Genomic DNA, 17,797 nt, shown 5'->3' with positions numbered 1-17,797 from the left:
CTACGACCGTCCACGGTCACCGTCCCCCCGGGACGACAGCCCCCGAGGGGACGGGATGACCCCCCTGAGCCGCGCCCTCCTCGCCGCCGCGTTCCTCGTCCCGCCCGGCACCGCCGCACCCGCCGTGGCGGCGCCCGGCTGTGTCTCCTCGGTGCCCTACACCGCCGGGCGGGACGGCTACGACACCTACCGGATCCCGGCGGCCGTCCGGACCCGGGCGGGAACGGTGCTGGCCTTCGCCGAGGGCCGGCGGCACGGGCCGGGCGACAGCGGCGACGTGGACGTGGTGCTCAGACGCTCCCCGGACGACGGCTGCACCTGGGGCCCGCTCGAGGTGGCCGCGGCCGGCCGGGGCGACACCCGGGGCAATCCGGCGCCCGTGGTGGACCCGAGGACCGGCCGGATCGTCCTGGTCACCTCCTTCAACGGCGGCACGGTGGACGAGGCGCAGATCATGCGCGGCGAGGTGGCCCCCGCACGGAGCCGCCGGGTCTTCGTCCAGACGAGCGCCGACGACGGGCGGCACTTCACGCCCCCGCGGGAGATCACGGCCGAGGTGAAGCGGCCCGGCTGGCGCTGGTACGCGACCGGTCCCGGCCATGCCCTCGCCCTCACCCGGGGGCCGCACTCCGGCCGTCTGCTCGTCCCCGCGAACCACTCCACGGCACCGCCCGACGGCTCCCAGGACACCGGGCAGGAGGCGAAGTACCACGGAGCGCACGCGCTCTACAGCGACGACGGAGGGCGCCGCTGGCACATCGGCTTCGTCGACGACTCCCGCCACGGCTCCGTTCACCCCAACGAGAGCAGCGCCGCCCAACTCCCGGACGGCCGGGTCTACATCAGCTCCCGCGACCAGTACGGCACCGGCCCGGGCCACCGCCTGGACGGCCACTCCCGCGACGGGGGCGAGAGCCTCGACCGCCCGCTGACCGTGCAGCACTCCCTGGACGATGTGCCGGTCGTCCAGGGCAGCGTCCTCCAACTCCAGGGCCCGGGCGCACCGTTGCTCTTCTCCGGCCCCTCCGTCCGCACCGCGCGCCGGGCGATGGCGATCTGGCGCAGTACCGACGGCGGCGCCGGCTTCACCAAGGCACTGACCCTGTCCACGCGCCCGGCCGCCTACAGCGATCTGGTAGGGCTCGGCGGCGGACGGACGGGAATCCTCTACGAGACCGGGGCGTCGGGGCCGTACGACACCATCGAATTCCGCCGGATCCCCGCCGCCGACCTGACCCCACCGCGCCTACGACCGATACTGGCCCGATGAGCGAGGGAGACACGGGACAGGGCGCCGCCCCGACGGCCTCGGGCTGGGACCCGGGTGCCCCCGGGGTGTTGCGGCTGCCGTCCGGGCGGCTGGTGCGGGGCCGCGGACTGCGGCACCCGCTGCCGGACGGGCCACTGCCGCACTACGCCCTGTACCTCCTCGGAAGGAGGCCCCCGCAGGTGCCCTGGGAGGCGGAGTGGCTGCGCTGGCCGGACTTCCGGCTGCCCGCCGACCGCGCCGAAGCCCGACGGCTGTTCACCGAGGCCTGGGACCGCGCCGCGACCGGACGCGTCGAACTCGCCTGCGGCGGCGGCCGAGGCCGCACCGGCACCGCACTGGCCTGCCTCGCCGTGCTGGACGGCGTACCGCCGCGGGACGCCGTGGAGTACGTCCGCGCCCACTACGACCGGCACGCCGTGGAGACACCCTGGCAGCGGCGCTATGTACGGCACTTCACCGCGTGAACGACGGTGCTGCGAGCCTCAGGGCCCCCGCGCCGTGAGCCTCACAGCCCGAGCGTCATGACGAGCCGGTCCTCCCCGGCGCCGAAGTAGTCCTTGCGCACGCCGTCGTCGGACGAGAAGCCCAGCGACCGGTACAGGGTGATCGCGGCCCAGTTGGCGGGCTCCACCGTCAGCCGGACCTCGCGGACGCCCTCGGCGCGCTGCCGGCGCAGCACCTCCAGCATCAGCCGGCGGCCCAGCCCGCGCCCCCGCTGGTCCTGGGTCACGCCCAGGCTCACCACCCAACTCCGGTACCCGTCACGGGTGGTGACATAGAGGGCATAGCCGTGCAGACGCTTTCCGTCGTCCAGGACGAGTAGGTTCTCCCCGTGCAGGTCGAACAGTTGCCGCAGCACGAAGAGGGGGTACGGATCGTCCGGGAACGCCTCCCGGTCGACCCGGACGAGTTCGGGCAGGTCCTGCTCCGTGACCCCGCGCATCGTCAGGTGACGGTCGACGGGGCCCCGGTCGTGGAAGAGCGCCGGGCCGGTGGGCCCGCCGCGTGAAGGGTCTGGAAATACGGTCATGCCGCCCCCTGCGGAAAAGGTCAAGAACACGCCCCACCCGTGAGGGTGATACGAGAGGGGCGTATGCCGTCTGCCGTTCGGGTGCGTTCGACAGAGTTCCCACCATCTTGTGGGGCAGAGATACGGCTGTTCAAGGCGGGTGCACGGTCAAGAATTCAGTCACTCCGATCAGCCCCAGGAGCGTCCTGCGCAAGGCAATTACCTTGTGACGGCTGGGCTCCGTCCAGGTCCGGTATTGGTACCGTGGTGAGATGACCCCCAGATCGCCGTCGGACACCCAGTTGAATGCGGACGTGACCTGGTCCGCATTCGACCCGATCGCCTACGTAGATCATAATTACCGCGACTTGCAGGCCGAGGACGCGGAGATCCTTCATATCGTTCGCGATCATTTCGGCGATCATTTCCGCGACCGGTCCGAAACGGAGGCGACCGGACCGGTTTCCGGTATCGATGTGGGCGCCGGCGCCAATCTCTACCCCGCGCTCGCGATGCTGCCCTGGTGCGACGACATCACCCTCTTCGAGCGCTCCTCCGCGAACGTGCGCTACCTCAGGAGTCAGACCGCCTCCTACGACGCCAACTGGGACCAGTTCTGGCGGCTGCTGTGCAAGAACCCCGCATATGCCGCCCATGACATGGACCCGAGGGCCAGGTTCCGCGACACCGTCCGGGTCGAGCCGGGCGATCTCTTCGACCTGGTGCGGCACCGGGGACGGTGGTCCGTGGGAACCATGTTCTTCGTCGCGGAGTCGATGACCACCTCACACGCGGAGTTCGCCCGCGGTGTCGAGTGTTTCCTGGGTGCCCTGGCACCCGGTGCACCCTTCGCCGCCGCGTTCATGGAGCATTCGAAGGGGTATCACGCAGGAGAGCATTTCTTCCCCGCGTGCGACGTGGGGGAGCCGGAGGTGCACGAGAGCCTGAAGCCGTTCGCGGGTGAGTTCACGACTGTGCGCCTCAAGTCCTCGGCCGCCGTTCGGGAAGGGTATTCGGGAATGATCGTCGCCTATGGCCGACGACGTTCGGAGGCCGATATTCCGACCGGTTGAGGACAGAATCTTCACAACAGAAGAACGCTCTTCCCAAATGACGGCAACGCGGCCTGTGTGAGGGGCATGGGATGCAGATCAAGCCACGCCAGCATCTGCTGGACATCTGGCAGGCGGTCGCCCGCCATTCCTTCGACGGAGGTGAGTGGAGCTGGGGCCGCTGGGGCGGGGAAAGCAGTGTCGCCGACGCGGAGCGCCTGCTCTGCCTCCTCTACCCGGCCACGGAGATCCCGGCCTTCCGGCTGGACGATCCGGACACCACCGCGGAGGACGTCCAGAAGGTGCTGAAGAACGCCGGCGGTCGGCTGGAGACCCCGGCCAACCTGGTGACCGCCGCGGCCCAGTTCATGCGCACCCACACCAGCGACGACAAGAGGCCCAGTTTCGCCGGCGGCTACTACTTCGTCTCCTCGGACCCGGACCGGGGCCTCACCGAGGAGCAGCGGAGCCTCGGGGTGGTCGACGCGTACTCGATGTCGATCACTCTCTGTCTGGCCACGCTCGGCTTTCTGAAGGTCTACGAGTCCAAGACCCGGCGCAGCGAGGTCCAGGAGACGATCCAGGAGCTGCGGGCCGCCACCAGCAAACGGCTCACCGCCGCCATGGTGAGCCTGCTGCGCGCCTTCACCGTCAATGTCTTCGACACCGAATCCTCCCAGGGCCGCACCCTCTGTGAACTCCTCGGCCAGGGACGCCTCTCCCAGCGGCATGTGCTGGGGAACTTCCAGCGCCGCTTCCGGGCGCTGCGCGCCGCCATCGCCGAGAGCCTGGTCCTCGGCGTCGATGTGGAGGAGGGCCTCAAGGACGAGAACCGGTTCTTCGAGTGCGGCTGGGGCTGGAGCATCATCCGGGACGCGCCCACGGTGGAGACCGCCGAGGAGGTGGGGCCCCAGCCCGAGGGCGTGGCGAGCCCCGTGCCGTACCTGTACTTCACCGTGGTCGCGCTCGACGGCATCCAGGACCTGTTCTCCGACCGCACCCTCACCCTGGGCCTGCTCAACGCCGAACAGCAGAGGCTCGCCCAGGCGCTGCGACTGCGCTGGGAGATCACCCAGCAGTTCTGGTCCGGCATCGCGCGTTTCGACACCGACCGCTGGCCCCTGGAGGACATCCCCTGGCGCACCACCGGCCAGAAGCTGGAGTCCGAGTACTTCTCCCTCTCGGTCGGGGCCATCCTGGTCCACGACCTGATGCGGCGCAAAGCCACCGACGACGATCTGACCCGCACCGTCAGCGTCATGGAACGCCTCGCCGAACGCGGCCGCATCACCAGCAGGATGACCCGCGACGACCCCATGGTCCGGCTGCACAACCCCGGTGTCACCCTGCCGTTGCAGGGCAGCGAGAGCCTCGGCCCGCGCATGCAGTGGATCATGAAGGACTTCTCGGCGCAGCTGCTCAAACGGACCATCCAGCTGTGCACGCTCTCCCGCAACCTCGCCTCGCACGACCGGCTGCTCAGGCTCGCCGAGGACATCTTCGGCCAGCTGTGGCGGCGTCGTATCCGGGAGGGCGAGGGCATCGGCCTGTGGGACAACGTCCACGCCGCCTACCCGGACTCGCCCGTCTCCGACAGCCCGGTGTCCTGGAGCATCACCGAGCGCGTCACCGAGGTGATGGTCCAGGTCCAGCAGATGTACCAGCAGCAGCCGATCCGCAGCCCCGACCTGACCGAACTCGCCCGGGCGCTGCTCAGCGAGTCCACCCACCTCCTCGGCAACGAGCAGATGGAGCCCACACCCGCCTCCGAGGGCAACCGCGGGATGCAGCTCAGGGGCATCGAGGTCAAGCTGCGCCGCGCCCGCAGGCTGGTGGACGACCAGCCCGGTACCGCCTGTGCGTTGACGCTCGATGTGCTCGGCCAGCTCGACGCCCTCGTCCGGGCTCGTGAGGCCGCGGTCCAGGGGGTGTGAGCCGTGCTCGTCTTCGCGGCCTCCGACAAGGGAGGCACCGGCCGTTCCGTCACCAGCGCCAACCTCGCCTATCACCGGGCACTGGCCGGTGACGACGTCTGCTATCTCGACTTCGACTTCGGCTCGCCCACCGCCGCGGCCGTCTTCGACGTCCCCGACGCCCGCCGGGCCGCCGAGGAACAGGGCCTGCACACCTATCTGACCGGTGAGACCGCCGAGCCGGCCCGGGTCGACGTCTGGGCGGACACCGAGCACCCGGTGCTGCGCAACCGGCCGCCCGGCGCGGGCCGTCTGGTGCTGATGCCCGGCGACCTCAGCGGCGGCGAGTTCGCCACCACCGAGGACAACCTGCGCCGCTGTGTGGACCTGCTGCTCCGGCTCAACAGCGAGTTCGATGTGATCGTCGTCGACCTCAGCGCCGGCCGCAGCTATGCCGTCGACATGGCGCTGGAGGCCACCTCGCAGCGCGAGATGCGCGGTGTCGAGTTCCGCTGGCTGGTCTTCCACCGCTGGACCCGCCAGCATGTGTCGGCCGCGGCGAACCTGGTCTTCGGCAGGCGCGGCATCCTCGCCGGCGGTGTCTCACGCGGCCATGACGAGGGCGCGCTGCGCAACGCCATCCGGTTCGTACGGGCCGCCGTACCCGACCCCGAGTCGTCGCTGTGGTCGCAGGTCTCGGCCACCCAGTCGGCGTGGATGCGCGCCTGCGACAGCGACCTCAAGCAGCTCGCCTCCTCCTCCGGCATCGGCTACAGCCTGGTCCTCGGCTCCGTGCCCCTGGAGCCCGTCCTGCAGTGGCGCGAACAGCTCATCACCGACGAGGACGTGCTGGACAGCCAGATCGCCAACCGGGAGACCTGGGAGGCGCTGAGCGAACTGGCCGGCCGGCTCACCGACGACAAATACTGGGAGCCGGCGTGACGGAGTCCGTGTTCCAGGAGACCACCGCCCAGCCCCGCACCCAGTCCGTGCCGCTCTCCCATCTCTCGCTGGAGCTCGGCCATCTCTACATGGAGGACTTCGAGGCCGGGCCCGAGCGGCTGCGGGAGCACTTCGCCGAGGTACGGATCTGGGTGGAGGCCGCCCGGGCCGCCGCCGCGCGCCGCACCGGCGGCAGGCGGCCCCGCATCAGCACCTGCTTCCTCGTCGACGACTACTTCACCCGTTTCTCCACCCCCGCCGAACTCGTCCCCGTGGTGCTGGAGGAGGCCGCGCAGGCCGGACTGGTCATCGACTATCTGGCCCGCGAGTCGGGCTGCGCCGTCGCCGACAAGATCGAGATCGCCGAGTCCGTGGCACACCGCCTGGTCGAGTCGCCACCACCGGGCAGCCATGGCTCCCGCCCGCCGGTCAGCCAGACCGGCTGGCTCGCCAACGGGCAGCGGACGCCCACCTCGCGCAGCGCCATGGACGAGGTCACCGGCTGGCAGCCGCCCCAGGAGACCGCCGCCCGCAACCACTCCGTGTTCATGGACGTCGAGCTGTGGTCGGAGAAGGACGGACAGCGCCTGTGGTCCTGCCCGTTCCTCGCCGCGGTCTGGCAGCTGGCCCGTCTCGGACTGCTGCGCCACCTCGGCGAGCCGGTGCTGACCCCACGGCCCTGGAACGGCGGGGACTTCCCCTACGACTGGGACCGGCTGCCGCCGCTGCTCCAGCTCAGCCCCGCGGCGGCGCCCTTCTGCGCGTACCGCACCTGCACACTGATGGCGAACCGCTTCCTGGCCGTGGAGGACGCCGTACGACTCATCCTCGACCAGGTGGACGTCGACTCCGGTGCCCTCCGGCAGGTCGCCGAGCGCTCCGCCCGCGAGGGCGCCGCGGTGCCGGCCGCGGTCGCACAGCGCGCCGGCTATGTCTTCTACGAGGAGCCCGCCCACGTCTCCTCCGCCGAGGAGACCTGAGATGCGAGCCCCGGGGGAGTCGGCACGTCCGGTCGTCGTCTGTGGCGAGACCCGCACCGGACTGCTGCCGTCCTTCCAGGCACTGGACGGCCGGGCCGCCGCCCAACTGCTGAGGCTGCGCGCCGACGAACACGTCCGGGTCTCCGAACGCCCCAATCTGTACGCGCTCTCCCCGGAGGTCCTCACCGGGGTGGACTGCAGACTGCCCACCGCCAACGGGGCCAGGGTGCGCGGCGTCGGCACGGTGGCCACCCGCGCGGCGCTCACCGAGGGCCGGGTCCTGCAGACCACCGCCCGCTTCGGCGCCCCGGCCGCCGGACCCGATCTGCGCCGTCCCTGGGGCCACTACCTGGTACGGCCCGGGCTGGTCGAACCCTTGGGGAAGCTGCCCGAACGGGCCGTCGCGGAAGGCGTCCTGCGCGGGAACGGGCGGGGCGAGCTGGACCTCGGGATGATCGCCGAGGGGCTGTTCGCGCAGCTGATGCGGCATCCGCTGCTCGACCACAAGGCGCCCTTCAAGTCCCGGCGCACCCGGCTGCGCTGGGTCGCGCGGCGTGCCCCGCAGGGCGAGGGACCCTCGCTGGCGCGCTTCACCCTGGCCGAGGACGGGCTGCGGACCATGGAGCTGAGGCTGCCGGACGGCACCCCGGCCGCCGCGGCCGCGGGACTGTGCGAGGACCTCGCCCTGCACGACTGGCTGCTGACGACCGTCGTGCACATGCTGGACAGCAGCAGGCTCGGTGCGTCGGACGGCCCCTCGGCCGTCCTGGCGCTGCGCCCGGCCGTCGATCATCTGCTGCATCTGTGGATGCCGGGCGCCCATGTGGACCGCACCCTGGGTCAGCTGTGGGACGTGCTGGAACGGGAGCCGGGGTTCACCCGCCAGTGGGGAACCCTGGTCCAGCGCATCCGCGACCAACTGGCCGTCCAGGCTATTCCATTGCTCCACCGGGCGCTGAGCGCACCCTGAGGGGCGGCACCAACGACGCATTCGACGGGGGAGGTCGAAGTGAACGGAACGACGACAGGAGAGGTAAGGGCGGCGCCGCAGCGCGAGGAGCAGCGAGTGTCGAAAGTGTTCCGCAAGACCCTGGTCACGGCGGTGGTGGCAGCGGGAACGTTCCTGCTGACCAATGCCCTGACCCCGGACCAGGGCGAGTTGTGGCAGTGGACCGTGTCCATCACCCTCGGCAGCGCGACGCTCCTGGTGCAGTATCTGGTGGACTTCGGCGAGCGGCTGGAGACCGTCGAGGAGTACCAGAAGCGGCGGCTGCGCGAGATGAAGGACCGGCTGACCGCGCACCACGCCGAGATGCGCGAGGCGATCGACGAGAGCTTCGCCAAGATCAACGACGCCACCGAGCTGTTCAGCCAGGTGGACCGTTCGGTGCTGCGCTCCGACGGGGTGACCCGGCTGGCCCGCAAGTACACCCAGGTCGGCGAGCACGGTTCGGAGATCGTGAAGACCTTCGCCCAGGAGGAGATCGGCCGGCTCGCCTCGCTGATGGAGAGCCTCAGCAACGGCAGCGCGGAGTGCCCCGGCGAGAACCATGAGTGGCTGATCGACCTCACCACCTGCGCCCGGCGGACGGTGTATGCCACCAGCACCGATGTGGACCGGGACTTCTGGTTCAGCGAGCCGGCGAAGCGTTATCTCGCCGCGCAGGGGGAGGCGATCAAGAAGCGCGGGGTGCAGGTGCGGAGGCTGTTCCTGGTGGACGAGCCGGAGCATGTCACCGAGGGCCTGCGGACCGTCTGCGCCCGGCAGCGCACCTTCGGCATCGACGCCCGGATCGCGGTCCAGTCGCGGCTGGAGCCCAGCGTCCAGGTGACCCCGCTGAACGACTTCATCATCTTCGACGGCGAACTCTGCTACGAGACCGAGCCGGATGTGCGGGTGGTGCCCGTGAAGACCACCCTGAAGATGACGCCGGAGCACGTCCGCGAACGCGTCAACCGCTTCAATGTGCTCTGGGAGGCCACGGAGGAGGGGACCGAGACCGCCGACTGAACCGTGTGCCGTGCCCCGCGTTCCGCGCGCCGGGTCTCAGACGTCGCGGCGGTCCACGGCCACCACCGTGACGACGGCCGCCACCAGTGCCCACGCCCCGAACACGATCCAGCCGCCCGTCACCGTGGTCGGCCAGCGGGAGACCAGGGTGAACGGCTGGTGCCCGTAGTCGATGTCGACGAGGCGGAGCCAGGCGCTGAAGGGGAGGGCGTTCCGGACGCACGCCGTCCAGTGGTAGCGCTCGGTGATGAAGGAGGGCAGGAACAACAGGACGAACACATGGACCACCATGGTCGTCGCGCTGTGCCGGATCAGGGCGCCGAGGCCCATGCCGACCAGGGCGCAGACCGGGGCGAGCAGCGCCGACGCCATCACCACGCGCAGCGCCCCGGGATGACCGATCGGCACGCCCTGGCCCCGGCCGTCCAGGATGGCCTGGGTCGCGGCGAAGGAGGCGCTCGCGACGACGGCCCCGTACACCGTCATGACGGCGGTCACCACGGCCACCTTCGCGGCCATCAGCGCACGCCGGTCCGGGACGGCCGTGAAGGTCGTGCGGATCAGGCCCGTCGCGTACTCGCCGACGACCGTGGCGGCGCCGATGCTCGCCGCCGCCAGGACCAGGATCATGGCGGCGCCCTGAGTGAAGGCGTCCCGCAGCGCCCAGGAGAGGAAGTTCTCCTGGATGACCCGGCCGTAGCCCGGGTAGTTGGCGTAGTCGGCGCGGGCCGCGTTGGCGTTGAAGGCGATGACGGCGAAAGCGCTGGAGCCCAGTGCCCAGGAGGTGGAGCGCAGGGAGCGGAGCTTGATCCACTCGGCGGCCAGCAGATCGGTGAAGCGCGCGGCGGGCAGGGCGAGAGTGGTCATCGGGGCTCTCCGGCGAGGTATTCGACGCTGTCGGCGGTCAGTTCCATGAAGGCGGCTTCCAGAGAGGCGGCCTGGGGGGACAACTCCCGCAGCAGGAAGTGGTGTTCATGGGCGATCTCGCCGATCCGGTCCGACCCGAGCCCGGTCACCTCCAGCGTCTCCCCGTCCTGCGGCGCCACGGTCGCGCCCTCGGCCGACAACGCGGCGGCCAGCGCCTCCGCGTCGGGCGTGCGCACGGTCACCGTCGGCCGGGTGCCGCGCGCGGAGAACTCGGCGAGGCTCTCCGCGGCGATCAGCTCACCCCGGCCGATGACGATCAGCTCGTCGGCGGTGTGCTCCATCTCGGACATGAGGTGACTGGAGACGAAGACGGTACGCCCTTCGGCGGCCAGCCTCCGGAACAGCCCCCGCACCCACAGCACACCCTCGGGGTCCAGCCCGTTGAGCGGCTCGTCGAAGAGGAGGACCGGGGGATCGCCGAGCAGCGCGGCGGCGATACCGAGCCGCTGCTTCATGCCCAGTGAATAGCCGCCGACCCGGCGCCGGGCCGCGGCATCGGTGAGCCCCACCTCGGCGAGGACCTCGTCCACCCGGCGCGCTGCAATGCGGTTGCTGCGGGCCAGAGCCGCCAGATGGGCGCGTGCGGACCGGCCGCCGTGCACATCACCGGCGTCCAGGAGGGCACCGGCATGGTGCAGCCCCCGAGGGTGCCGGCGGAAGGAGCGCCCGCTGACGGTGGCGGTACCGGAGGTCGGCTCGACGAGGCCGAGCAGCATCCGCAGGGTGGTGGTCTTGCCCGCGCCGTTCGGCCCCAGGAAGCCGGTGACACGGCCGGGGCGGACGGTGAAGGACAGGTCGTGGACGGCGGTGGTGTCGCCGTAGCGCCGGGTGAGCCGGTTGACTTCGATCACGGGGTCCACGGTGCCGGGGCGGGCGGTCCGGGGCATCGCCCCGTCGCCGACACTCGGGGAGGGGAGTGTCGACCGTGGTTGTACGTCCCTGGTCCGATGACCGGCGCCGCGCCCCGTGCCTACCATCGCGGCATGCACGCCACCACGCCGCTCCCCCTGCTCAAGCGGGTGCCTCCGGGCGCCTGGACGGTGGTCGCCTGGTGCGCGGGGCTGGTCTTCACGTTCATCGCCCGGACCAGGCTGCCCGGGGAGAGCGAGCCCGGCCAGTACCCCAGCCATCTGCTGCACCGCTGGGACGGCGTGACCTTCGTCGTTCTGGCCACCGCGACGGCCCTGAACGGCGGCCGTCTGCTGGCGCGCCGCCCCCTGGCCGCCTGCGTCTGTCTGCTCCTGGCCGCGGTTCTCGGGACGGTCCCCCTGTCGGTGGGCGAGATCCCTATGGCGCAGTTCCTCGCGGCCGGCGTGGCGCTGTACTTCGTCGCGACGAGCTGCCCGCGGCGCACCGCGCGCATCGCCCTGGCGCTGGCGCTCGGGACCCTGGTCACCTTTGTGGCCGTCCGGCTGTTCTGCTGGGGGGTCGCCGGCACCTCCTCGGAGCTGGCCGTGGCCCTGATCGCGGTGATTCTCTGGCTGCTCGGCAGGTCGGCGCACCAGGTCCGGGCACACGCCGAGCGGCTGAGCGCGCAGGCCGCGGCGCAGGCGGTGACCACCGAGCGGCTGCGCATCGCCCGGGAGATGCATGACACGGTGGCCCACAGCATCGGCATCATCGCCCTCCAGGCGGGCGCGGCGACCCGGGTGGCGACGACCCAGCCGGAGGCGGCGCGCGAGGCGATGCGGGCGGTGGAGACGACCGGCCGGGAGACACTGGCGGGGCTGCGGCGGATGCTGGTCGCGCTGCGGGCGGCCGACGCGGGGCACCAGGACGATCCGGGCACGGCGGCGGGGCCCGTCAGCGGACTGGACGACGTCGACGGCCTGGCCGCCACCACGACGGCGGCGGGCGTGCGGGTGGAGGTGCGGCGACGGGGCCGCCCCCGCCCTCTTCCCCCGGACATCGACCTGTCGGCGTTCCGGATCATCCAGGAGTCGGTGACCAATGTCGTACGGCACTCGGGCACCCACGCCTGCCGGGTGACCGTGGACTACGGCGAGGACGACATCCGACTGGAGGTGACCGACGACGGCCGGGGCCGGGGCACGTCGACGGACACCGGCTTCGGCCTGGCGGGCATGCGGGAACGCGTGGCCCTGCTGCACGGCGAGTTCCACGCCGCGCCGCGTCCCGAGGGCGGTTTCCGGGTGGCGGCCCGGCTGCCCGTACCGGTGGGTGTCCGATGACCGTGCGCGTGATCCTTGCCGACGACCAGGAGCTGATCCGTACGGCGCTGCGGATGGTGATGGCGGACATCGAGGACGTGGAGGTGGTCGGGGAGGCGAGCACCGGCGCGGAGGCGGTGTCGCTCACGGAGGAACTGGGGCCGGACGTCGTGGTGATGGACATCCGTATGCCGGAGATGGACGGCATCGAGGCGACGCGCCGCATCACCGCGGGCTCGACGGACGCGCGGATCGTGGTCCTGACGACCTTCGACGACGATGACTATGTGTACGGGGCGCTGTACGCCGGGGCGTCCGGGTTCCTGGTGAAGGACATGGCGCTGGACGACATCATCGGCGCGGTACGGGTGGTGGCGGCGGGCGACGCGTTGATCGCGCCCGGCGTGACCCGGCGCCTGATCCGGGACTTCACGGCCCGCCCCGAACCGGTCCGCGCCCACCGGGAGCTGTCCGGCATCACGGATCGCGAGCGGGAGGTCCTGACCCTGGTGGCCAGTGGCCTGTCCAACACCGAGATAGCCGCCGAGCTGTACATCAGTGTGGCGACGGCGAAGACCTATCTGACCCGCCTGCTGACGAAGCTGGACGCCAGGGATCGCGTGCAGCTGGTGATCATGGCCTATGAGGCGGGGCTGGTGTCGGTGCCGCGGGGGGCGTCGTAGCCGTCCGGTGGGGGCGGGTGGGCCGTGTGGCCCGGTGGGACGGGTGCGGGTTCGTTGGGGGTGTTTTGCGCAGTTCCCCGCGCCCCTTTCGGGGTGCCGGTGCGGGTGGTTCGGCGGGTGCGGGCTCGTTGTGGCTGGTCGCGCAGTTCCCCGCGCCCCTTTCGGGGCGCCAGTGTCGGGGGGCGATGTGGGGTGTCGGGGGGCTGTCGGGGGTGTCGGGGTGGTGTCGGGTGCTTGTCGGCCGGGTTCGGGACCTTGCGGGGAGCTGCCGGGTGCCCGCCCGGCAGAGGTGCGACTTGCAAGGAGTCACCATGACCACCCCCGTCACGATCATCGGCGCCGGCCTCGGCGGACTGATCCTGGCCCGCGTCCTGCACATCCACGGCATCCCCGTCACCGTCCATGAGGCGGAGGCCTCGCCGATGGCACGCGCGCAGGGCGGGCTGCTCGACATCCACGACGACAGCGGCCAGCCGGCCCTCGAGGCGGCCCGGCTGACGGACGAGTTCCGCGGCATCGTCCTGGAGGGCCACCAGGCGGTGCGAATCCTCGACTGCAACGGCACCGTCCTGGTCGACAAGGCCGACGACGGCACGGGCGGCCGTCCCGAGGTGCTGCGCGGCGAGCTGCGGCGGATCCTGCTCGACTCGCTCCCGGGCGGCACCGTCCGCTGGGGCCACAAGGTCAGCGGCGCCCGCACCCTCGGCGACGGCCACCACGAGGTGACCTTCGGCGACGGCACCACCCTCGTCACGAGTCTGCTGGTCGGCGCGGACGGCGCATGGTCACGCGTCCGCCCGTTGCTCTCCGACGCCACCCCCGAGTACGCCGGCCGGTCGTTCGTCGAGACCTATCTGTACGACGCGGACACCCGGCACCCGGCCGCGGCCAAGGCGGTCGGCGCCGGTTTCTTCGGCGCGTTCGACCCTGCCGTGCGCGGGAGGTGGATCGGGGCTCACCGGGAGACCGAGGGGACCCTGCATGCCTATGTGGCACTGTCCGAGTCGCAGGACTGGTTCGCCGGCATCGACTTCACCGACCGCGCCGCGGCCACCGCGCGGATCGCGCAGGAGTTCGACGGCTGGGCGCCGGAACTCACCGCCCTGATCACCGACAGCGACACCGCCCCGGCCCTGCGCCTCCTCCACGCCCTCCCGGTCGGGCACCGCTGGGACCGGGTGCCGGGCGTGACCCTGGTCGGCGACGCCGCCCATCTCTCGGCCCCCGACGGAAACGGCGCCAACCTGGCCCTTCAGGACGGCGCGGAGCTCGGCGAGGCCCTCGCCGCACATCCCGACGACATCGAGGCCGCGCTCAGCGAGTACGAGCGGGCGCTGTTCCCGCGCAGCGCGGCGTCCTCCGCCGAGGCCGCGGAGGATCTCGCGTTCCAGGAGCTGGTCGACCTCTTCAACCAGGGCGAGCAGACCCGGTGAGAACAGGGTTCTGCGGGGTCCTGACCGGGCCCCGCAGGGCCTTCACAGCCCCACGGCCCCGATGAACTCCGTCCACGCCACCGAGCCGAAGACCACCACGGCACCATCGGGCATCTTGCTGTCCCGGACGGGGACGACGCCGGGGACTCCGTCGGCTACTTCGACGCAGTCGCCACCCTCGCCATTGCTGTATGTGCTTTTGCGCCAGCGCGCGGCGCCGGGGAAGTCATAGGCAACTTCGACGCAGCTTCCGCCATTGCCATCGCTGTGGCTGCTCTTGCGCCAGCGGGCGTTGCTCAGGTCGTACCCTCGCATCGTCTGAAGTCCTCCGCCGCCGACTCGATCAGAGAGAGGGACGCCTTCGGCGACAGCGCGGCGACCCTGAGTAGATCGTATGTCGCACGCATCCGCTTCACCAGGGCCGGATCGTCGAGCAGATTCCCCGAATACACCGCTTCTGTATAGGCAGTTGGCGGGGCGTCATCGAACTCCATCAGCGTGATCATCCCCGCCATGGCGGCGTAAGCGCCTGCCGAGTGCGGGATGACCGTGACCAGCATCTTCCGTTCGCCTGCCAGGGTAAGAACGTGCTCCAACTGGTCGGCCATCACCTCGTATCCCCCGACCGGAATGCGCACCACGTTCTCGTGCAAGATCGTCCAGTACTCCGGCCTTGTGGCATTGCTGAGGATCTGTGCCCGCTCCATGCGAGCCGAGACCTTCTCATCGATGTACTCGTCGGCGGCGAAAGGGCTCGTCGCCAGCGTCACCGCCCGGGTGTACTCCGCCGTCTGCAGCAACCCCGGCACCAACGTGGGTGCGAACTCGCAGATCTTCGTCGCCGTCCGCTCCAGCTCCACCACCGCCGCGAAGTAGTCCGCGTACCGCGTGTCGTCGATCAGCTTGCGCCAGGTGCGCTCGAAGAAGCCCGAGGTTCCAAGAACCTCGTCGATCCGCTGGGCCACGTCCAACTGGGGTTTTCTGATGGCCTGTTCGAACTGGCCGATATAGCCGCCGGAGACGAAGACCCGGGTGCCCAGCTCCACCTGGGTGAGGCCCTGATCCTCCCGCCGCCGCTTCAGCTCCGCGCCGAAGAACTCCCATGCCGCCTGGCGTGAACCGTTGGCCATGACTCAACGCCCCTCTGCTGCTTCGTGCTTGTAGGAGACAGATGGCTGCCAAGTGTAGATGCGGAGAGTCACCATAAGGATGCGAAGGGTAAAAGTGGAGTGGGAAGGGGAGCACCGTGGCGGCAGGACCGGTATCATGTGGAGGACGACACTCGGCGCGCTGCGTCGAAGAGGCGGAGGAGACAGTGAAGGAATTGCGGGCGGCGCTCGCGGAGGCCGGGGTGATCCTGCCGTCCCTCAGGCTCGACCCGGTGAGCCTCGCACGTGAGGCGCCCTGTCCGCTGGTGGAACTGGGCGGGTGTTCCGTCGACGTCGCCACCCGGCTCACGGCGGCCCTGCGGGCGCAGCGGCCCGCGGGGGCGTGATGCAGAAGCCGCCGATCGGTTCCCATGCGGTGGACGTCCGCTCCGGCAGGGTGGGCGTGGTGATGGGGCACGAGGGGCCGTATGTGCAGCTGCGCCCGTACGGCGGGGGCCGCGAGTGGGACGTGGAGCCGGAGGCCGTGCGCCCCGCGACCCCGTCGGAGCGGCTGAGCGCGGCGACCGCGTACGCCAACGCCCGCAGCCGCGGCGAGGTGCTCTGAGGCGCGGTGGCACGCGCCCCGGGAGCCGGGGCGCGGCCCCGGGCAGTTCCCGGCGTGGGCGAGAATGGGGTCCATGAGTCTGTTCCGCGACGACGGCATCGTGCTGCGCACCCAGAAGCTGGGTGAGGCGGACCGGATCATCACGCTGCTCACCCGGGGGCACGGACGGGTCCGTGCCGTGGCCCGGGGGGTGCGGCGGACCAAGTCGAAGTTCGGGGCCAGGCTGGAGCCGTTCTCGCACGTGGACGTGCAGTTCTTCGCGCGCGGGAGCGAGCTGGTGGGGCGCGGGCTGCCGCTGTGCACCCAGAGCGAGACCATCGCCGCGTACGGCGGCACCATCGTGACGGACTACGCGCGCTACACCGCGGGGACCGCCATGCTGGAGACCGCCGAGCGGTTCACCGATCACGAGGGGGAGCCGGCCGTCCAGCAGTATCTGCTGCTCGTCGGCGGGCTGCGGACCCTCGCCCGCGGTGAGCACGCGCCGCATCTCGTCCTCGACGCCTTTCTGCTGCGGTCCCTCGCCGTCAACGGCTATGCGCCCAGCTTCGGCGACTGCGCCAAGTGCGGCATGCCCGGACCCAGCCGGTTCTTCTCGGTGGCCTCGGGCGGGGCCGTGTGCGGCGACTGCCGGGTGCCCGGCAGCGTCGTACCCTCGCCACGCGCCCTGGAACTGCTCGGCGCGCTGCTGACGGGAGACTGGGAGACCGCGGACGCGTGCGAGCCGCGGTACGTCCGGGAGGGCAGCGGACTGGTGTCGGCGTATCTGCACTGGCACCTGGAGCGCGGACTGCGCTCGCTTCGGTACGTGGAACAGTAAGAGCGACAGCACTTCGAGGGAGACGAGAAGCACATGGCCGTACGCGGGTTCCTGGGGCGTCAGCGCCGTGACTACCAGACTCCGGAGCCGCACCTGTCCGGAGCCCGCCCGCCGAAGCTCCCGGGCGAACTGGTCCCCACCCATGTGGCGATCGTGATGGACGGGAACGGGCGGTGGGCCAAGGAGCGGGGCCTGCCGCGCACCGAGGGGCACAAGGTCGGCGCCGAGCGGGTGCTGGACGTGCTCCAGGGCGGGATCGAGATCGGCGTGGAGAACATCTCTCTGTACGCCTTCTCCACCGAGAACTGGAAGCGCTCGCCCGAAGAGGTGCGCTTCCTGATGAACTTCAACCGTGACTTCATCCGCAAGTCCCGCGACCAGCTCGACGCCCTCGGGGTCCGGGTGCGCTGGGTGGGCCGGATGCCCAGGCTGTGGAAGTCGGTGGCCCAGGAGCTCCAGATCGCCCAGGAGCAGACCAAGGACAACGACCGGATCACGCTGTACTTCTGCATGAACTACGGCGGCCGTGCCGAGATCGCGGACGCGGCACAGGCCCTGGCCGAGGATGTGAAGGCCGGGAAGCTGGACCCGTCGAAGGTCAGCGAGAAGACCCTGGCGAAGTACCTCTACTACCCGGACATGCCGGATGTGGACATGTTCCTGCGCCCCAGCGGCGAGCAGCGCACCTCCAACTATCTGCTCTGGCAGAGCGCCTACGCGGAGATGGTGTTCCAGGACGTCCTCTGGCCCGACTTCGACCGCCGGGACCTGTGGCGGGCGTGTCTGGAGTTCGCCTCCCGGGACCGCCGCTTCGGCGGGGCGATCCCGAACGAGGAACTGCTGGCCATGGAGGGCAAGCAGGAGGAGTAGCCC

General features: G+C 70.9%; 20 protein-coding genes. 15 read left to right on the top strand and 5 right to left on the bottom strand.

Annotated features, from left to right (window positions below; genetic code table 11):
* Positions 1-55 precede the first annotated feature (55 nt).
* Both CP978_RS11840 and CP978_RS11835 read left to right on the top strand, forming a co-directional pair.
* Positions 56-1,270 carry a sialidase family protein gene (locus tag CP978_RS11840; RefSeq protein WP_043440106.1) on the top strand — a complete coding sequence of 405 codons (1,215 nt, stop codon included), beginning with the start codon at positions 56-58 and terminating at the stop codon, positions 1,268-1,270.
* Complete coding sequence (locus CP978_RS11835; protein ID WP_052454088.1) at positions 1,267-1,734, top strand: phosphatase domain-containing protein; 468 nt, start codon at positions 1,267-1,269, stop codon at positions 1,732-1,734. Before CP978_RS11840 ends, CP978_RS11835 begins: the two co-directional genes overlap by 4 nt.
* A gap of 41 nt (positions 1,735-1,775) precedes the next feature.
* On the opposite strand, the gene CP978_RS11830 is transcribed toward CP978_RS11835, so the two are convergent.
* Positions 1,776-2,300, bottom strand: a complete 525-nt coding sequence (locus tag CP978_RS11830) for a GNAT family N-acetyltransferase (RefSeq protein WP_227745356.1) — start codon at positions 2,298-2,300, stop codon at positions 1,776-1,778.
* 281 nt (positions 2,301-2,581) lie between these two features.
* Between CP978_RS11830 and CP978_RS11825 the strand changes: the two genes are divergently transcribed.
* The 6 genes from CP978_RS11825 to CP978_RS11800 all read left to right on the top strand — a co-directional run bounded on the left by CP978_RS11825 (position 2,582) and on the right by CP978_RS11800 (position 9,177).
* Positions 2,582-3,352 (top strand): SCO2525 family SAM-dependent methyltransferase, encoded by a 771-nt coding sequence (locus tag CP978_RS11825; RefSeq protein ID WP_043440104.1) that lies wholly within the window; start codon positions 2,582-2,584, stop codon positions 3,350-3,352.
* Between the two features lie 71 nt (positions 3,353-3,423).
* Complete coding sequence (locus CP978_RS11820) at positions 3,424-5,265, top strand: SCO2524 family protein (RefSeq protein WP_043440103.1); 1,842 nt, start codon at positions 3,424-3,426, stop codon at positions 5,263-5,265.
* Between the two features lie 3 nt (positions 5,266-5,268).
* Positions 5,269-6,186 carry an SCO2523 family variant P-loop protein gene (locus tag CP978_RS11815; protein ID WP_043440102.1) on the top strand — a complete coding sequence of 306 codons (918 nt, stop codon included), beginning with the start codon at positions 5,269-5,271 and terminating at the stop codon, positions 6,184-6,186.
* A complete protein-coding gene (locus CP978_RS11810) occupies positions 6,183-7,166 on the top strand; it encodes an SCO2522 family protein (RefSeq protein WP_043440101.1) in 984 nt (327 codons plus the stop codon). The genes CP978_RS11815 and CP978_RS11810 overlap by 4 nt, the downstream gene beginning before the upstream one ends.
* A 1-nt stretch (position 7,167) precedes the next feature.
* Entirely contained in the window at positions 7,168-8,136 is a 969-nt protein-coding gene (locus tag CP978_RS11805) for an SCO2521 family protein (RefSeq protein WP_043440100.1), read from the top strand.
* 96 nt (positions 8,137-8,232) lie between these two features.
* Entirely contained in the window at positions 8,233-9,177 is a 945-nt protein-coding gene (locus CP978_RS11800; RefSeq protein ID WP_221500895.1) for a DUF6879 family protein, read from the top strand.
* A 36-nt stretch (positions 9,178-9,213) separates the two neighbouring features.
* Here CP978_RS11800 and CP978_RS11795 read toward each other — a convergent pair whose 3' ends face one another.
* Together CP978_RS11795 and CP978_RS11790 are read right to left on the bottom strand one after the other, a co-directional pair.
* Positions 9,214-10,044: an ABC transporter permease gene (locus CP978_RS11795; RefSeq protein WP_043440098.1), complete on the bottom strand. Its 831-nt coding sequence runs from the start codon at positions 10,042-10,044 to the stop codon at positions 9,214-9,216.
* Positions 10,041-10,955, bottom strand: coding sequence for an ABC transporter ATP-binding protein (locus tag CP978_RS11790; RefSeq protein ID WP_043448434.1), 915 nt, complete (start codon positions 10,953-10,955; stop codon positions 10,041-10,043). Before CP978_RS11790 ends, CP978_RS11795 begins: the two co-directional genes overlap by 4 nt.
* A gap of 132 nt (positions 10,956-11,087) precedes the next feature.
* Here CP978_RS11790 and CP978_RS11785 point away from each other — a divergent pair, with 132 nt between their 5' ends.
* The 3 genes from CP978_RS11785 to CP978_RS11775 all read left to right on the top strand — a co-directional run bounded on the left by CP978_RS11785 (position 11,088) and on the right by CP978_RS11775 (position 14,391).
* Positions 11,088-12,296, top strand: coding sequence for a sensor histidine kinase (locus tag CP978_RS11785; RefSeq protein ID WP_043448432.1), 1,209 nt, complete (start codon positions 11,088-11,090; stop codon positions 12,294-12,296).
* Positions 12,293-12,958: a response regulator gene (locus tag CP978_RS11780; RefSeq protein ID WP_043440097.1), complete on the top strand. Its 666-nt coding sequence runs from the start codon at positions 12,293-12,295 to the stop codon at positions 12,956-12,958. Before CP978_RS11785 ends, CP978_RS11780 begins: the two co-directional genes overlap by 4 nt.
* Before the next feature lie 311 nt (positions 12,959-13,269).
* Positions 13,270-14,391: an FAD-dependent oxidoreductase gene (locus tag CP978_RS11775; protein ID WP_043440096.1), complete on the top strand. Its 1,122-nt coding sequence runs from the start codon at positions 13,270-13,272 to the stop codon at positions 14,389-14,391.
* A 42-nt stretch (positions 14,392-14,433) separates the two neighbouring features.
* On the opposite strand, the gene CP978_RS11770 is transcribed toward CP978_RS11775, so the two are convergent.
* Both CP978_RS11770 and CP978_RS11765 read right to left on the bottom strand, forming a co-directional pair.
* Positions 14,434-14,706: a DUF397 domain-containing protein gene (locus CP978_RS11770; protein ID WP_043440094.1), complete on the bottom strand. Its 273-nt coding sequence runs from the start codon at positions 14,704-14,706 to the stop codon at positions 14,434-14,436.
* The gene (locus CP978_RS11765) at positions 14,688-15,521 is read right to left on the bottom strand and encodes a helix-turn-helix domain-containing protein (protein WP_043440093.1); all 834 of its coding nucleotides are present in this window, start codon (positions 15,519-15,521) and stop codon (positions 14,688-14,690) included. The genes CP978_RS11770 and CP978_RS11765 overlap by 19 nt, the downstream gene beginning before the upstream one ends.
* 116 nt (positions 15,522-15,637) lie before the next feature.
* On the opposite strand from CP978_RS11765, the gene CP978_RS11760 reads away from it, so the two are divergent.
* From CP978_RS11760 to CP978_RS11745, 4 genes are all read left to right on the top strand, one after another.
* Entirely contained in the window at positions 15,638-15,886 is a 249-nt protein-coding gene (locus tag CP978_RS11760; RefSeq protein WP_043440092.1) for a hypothetical protein, read from the top strand.
* The gene (locus CP978_RS11755) at positions 15,886-16,104 is read left to right on the top strand and encodes a hypothetical protein (RefSeq protein ID WP_043440091.1); all 219 of its coding nucleotides are present in this window, start codon (positions 15,886-15,888) and stop codon (positions 16,102-16,104) included. The genes CP978_RS11760 and CP978_RS11755 overlap by 1 nt, the downstream gene beginning before the upstream one ends.
* A 73-nt stretch (positions 16,105-16,177) precedes the next feature.
* Positions 16,178-16,924, top strand: coding sequence for a DNA repair protein RecO (gene recO, locus CP978_RS11750; protein ID WP_043440090.1), 747 nt, complete (start codon positions 16,178-16,180; stop codon positions 16,922-16,924).
* A gap of 33 nt (positions 16,925-16,957) precedes the next feature.
* The gene (locus CP978_RS11745) at positions 16,958-17,794 is read left to right on the top strand and encodes an isoprenyl transferase (protein ID WP_043440089.1); all 837 of its coding nucleotides are present in this window, start codon (positions 16,958-16,960) and stop codon (positions 17,792-17,794) included.
* Positions 17,795-17,797: the final 3 nt, after the last annotated feature.

The organism is Streptomyces nodosus (assembly GCF_008704995.1).
In the GTDB taxonomy this organism is placed as follows: domain Bacteria; phylum Actinomycetota; class Actinomycetes; order Streptomycetales; family Streptomycetaceae; genus Streptomyces; species Streptomyces nodosus.
This window is presented reverse-complemented; position numbering and strand designations above follow the sequence as displayed.